This is a genomic window from Vibrio sp. OPT46, from assembly GCF_015163535.1.
GTDB classification, from domain to species: Bacteria; Pseudomonadota; Gammaproteobacteria; order Enterobacterales; family Vibrionaceae; genus Vibrio; species Vibrio alginolyticus.
This window is the reverse complement of record NZ_JADDYG010000333.1, coordinates 15,857-19,313: the sequence shown is the minus strand read 5'-3', so window position 1 is coordinate 19,313 and position 3,457 is coordinate 15,857. Positions and strand designations below refer to the sequence as shown.

Here is a 3,457-nt window from a genome sequence, read left to right as displayed (position 1 = left end):
TTGTATTCTTGAGTTGTACTCAGGCCATCAATAATATCGGCATAGGATTCAGAATACGTACACTTGATATTTCCAACACCTTTGGCACAAGTCGTTGGCGTATAAGCTTTGTTGCCAAGATTACGAACCAACTTTGGATATTCATCTGAACTTTCGGTATTCACGCCTGATAAAGCATCATTAAAAGAGAGCTCAAATGTGAGCATCTTCTTCTTCAAAGCTTCATCAAACCAAACATCACTTCCTTTAAAACTGTATGAGTTACCATCCACGACTGTCGGTGCATCAATATCCACCATCGAGAAATTGAACTTGTTGATCGTTTCACGCCCATTTGTACCCAAGGTTTTAGTAATCAAAGTAACAGGTGCTTTGGTCATGTTTTGCCCAACATTGACACTACAACTGTAAGGTTCTTGCGATACGTTGATAACACCAGAAGTTGGTTGCTCATTAGTTGGTGGCGCATCTAGAGAGTTGTATTCTTCACGAACCCAACACTCTAACGTTTTGGCTTTGACCGCACTCAATGTAGTAAAGGTGACATCAAGAACACCATCAGATAAGTAATTTTGGAAGTCCAGCGGGCTTTCAACTGTTAGAACCACGCCTTCACGCTGTACGCTAAAGGTTTGGTTTACTTTTCCAACCTTTCGGTCTTTTTCATCAAGGTAACGAACTTTGTTATAAACCTTGATATCAAGTTCATAATTACCATCTTTGGCAATTTGTGTAGAAAGCAACGTTGCAGTCCAAGTGCCATCTGCGGTTTCTGAGAACGTAAAGTTAGTCCCGTTTTGCTCTCCAGAGAATCTATAAGTTGAGTCAATTCGATCAACGCCACTATCATCAACAATATCAAGCGTAAGTACGATATTCCCATCTTGATAGATGGTGTTGTTTGTAATTGGCGTTCCATCCGTGTAACTCATCGCCAGCGTCACCTGCGGGATTGAGTTGTACACTTTGACGGTAAAATCTTGCTCATCACTGGTTAAGGTTGTGTTGCCACGAACATCAGACCCTTTTAAACGAACCTTGTGTGTACCCGTACCTAAATCACCAAGGCTCACTTTGAGATCCTCATTGATTTTTGTACCAGGAGAGCCAGGTAATGGCTCCAGATCGCTAAACGTCCAATACTCTAGGCTTTCTCGATTTACGCCATTAATTGAAACATCACCGTTTGCATTTAGGTCTAGCGCCGTTAGGTCAAAGACATAGTTACCTAAGTAGTAGTCATTCGCATTGAAACCACTTAAGCCTAATGTTGGCCCATCACGATCAAGAATAACCTTGTGCGTGTTAGAACTAGACTCAAAACCATAAATATCGGTTGCTTTTACATACAATGACGTTGTTTTTTCATCTTCAGAAATGTCTATTTTATCTGTGTCACTCTTGATAAGAGACATGACAAACTCTTTAGATGAATCCGTTGGCACAATTGTCTTAATTGGCGAATCTTTACCACTTTGATACAGCGAGACTTGCTCAAGGTCTGAATCGTCTATTACGGATTTAAATCGCACGTTGAACTCACGCCCTATGACATAGTTCTCTTTGGACAATGTGTCTTCAACCCAAGGTGTATTTAGGATGATTTCAGGGCCTTTGTTATCGACTTGGAATGTGAATTTCCCTGTTGTACTGACATTGGCAGGGTAAGCGTTGTCCGTCGCAGTGACGTAAAACTCATTCCATTCATCGTAATCAAATGCTTTTGAAACCAGTTGGACTTTGACGTCAGGCTGTTCACCAACTAGGTATGGTACGTCACACGCCTCTGTTAGAGGGTCACAGCTTTCTAATGTCAGAGCCTGACCAGATCCGCGGCGCAAATCTATTTTTACGTTATTGCCAGAGCTTAACGTCCCCCAATCAATGACAGGTGCCCATTGGTTATTACCACCTAAACGGCTTTGAACCTGCTCACTTTTTACAATAGGGGCCTCAGAGTCGATACGAATATTGAACCTCGGAGCGGTGCTAGTTAACTCTGAAACGGAGTTACCTAAGTTGTCCTCTGCTGCTGCAACAACTAACCAATCTCCATCACCAGGATAAATCGTAGAGCCTTGATTTGAACAAATCTCGCCCGTACATAGTTTGACTTTAAACGCGTCTTTCGAGTTACTTGCAAAGTTTTCTGGTGTGTATGTTACTTTTTCACCGGTTTGCTGGTAGAAAACAAGGCCCCTCGAGGCAAGCTTATCACCAACAATATCCTCAACGTTGAAGGTTAATTCATGAGTATTGTTCGCATTTAAATAAATACCGTTTTCTACAGGTTTACCATCGACATCATTGGGTGGAAGGTAACTGGCCTTAGGGAAGTCGTTATCAATAAACACCGATTCTATAAACGGAGATTTACCATTGTAACCATACGCATTGCCATGTGGGTCCATAGCACTGGTCTCCACGGCAAACTCTATAATATCTTTTAGTTCACTAGACTGGGAGTTAAGGGTGAAGAAGTACTCTTTTCGATAAGCATTGCTGCTGTCTGAGTTTTCTACGATGTTGATGTCCAGTGGTATTTCAATATTTGGCTCATTGGCTTGATACCACATCGTGCTAAACTTCGGGCCGTGAGCGTCGGTTCCTACAATACCAGAAGGATCGTCTAGGACAATTTTAGAAACAACCTCGCCAGCGATATAAAGCCTATTACCAACCATCGTCTCTCTACCGCTTTCAATGGTTAATTTTGGCTGCGGAGGCAAGGTATCGATACTGCTACCCTCTGTATCAAAAATGTTCTTACCATTTAAGTCAGGATTAGCCATCGAAATATCATCAGCATAGAGCTGCGCGATATTGGTCTCAATACCGTATTTGCTCGCCATGATTTCATAATAAGATTGCGCCAGATCTTTTCGGTAAGTTTCAGCGCCAAACGTGTAAGAATCGAGCGTAACTTGACTTCCTCCTGCCCCTACACCATTTGCTTTTCCATCGTAGCTAAAATCATCGTAACTAGCAGATGCAAAATCTAATGAGTTATTTCTTGGCATTCTCTCGGCAATACTATCAATTGCTTCAACAAGGAATCGGTGTAGATAGTCATTTGATGGCTTGTCTGGAATCGCTTTAGTCGTAAGCATTTCATTGGTTGCATAAGACACAACCGTTGGGTCAAACCCAAAGAATGAGTTGTTATTCGTACCTGATAACGCGTAGCGCACCTCATCAAGAATTTGAATCGCACGTTCTGAAGTTTTCTCTCCCGCTGTCACTTGATCCCACTGGAAATCAAATAAACCAGTCTGATATGTCGATAGTTCAGTAATATAGTAAGTTTGAGAACCTTTGAGCTTAAAATACACACCAATATTGGCCTTGTTTAAGTCAACCGTTACTTTCTTGGTCCCTGGATCTCTTTTCCATTGGTAATAGTATGGCTCACTGCCTTCGATACCAATTAAACGAACACGCATGAAGTCATAATTCA

At 41.7% G+C, this 3,457-nt stretch carries 1 pseudogene; it reads right to left on the bottom strand.

From position 1 onward, the window contains the following. Positions 1–3,457, bottom strand: a pseudogene (locus IQR33_RS15585) (hypothetical protein); the annotation flags it as partial.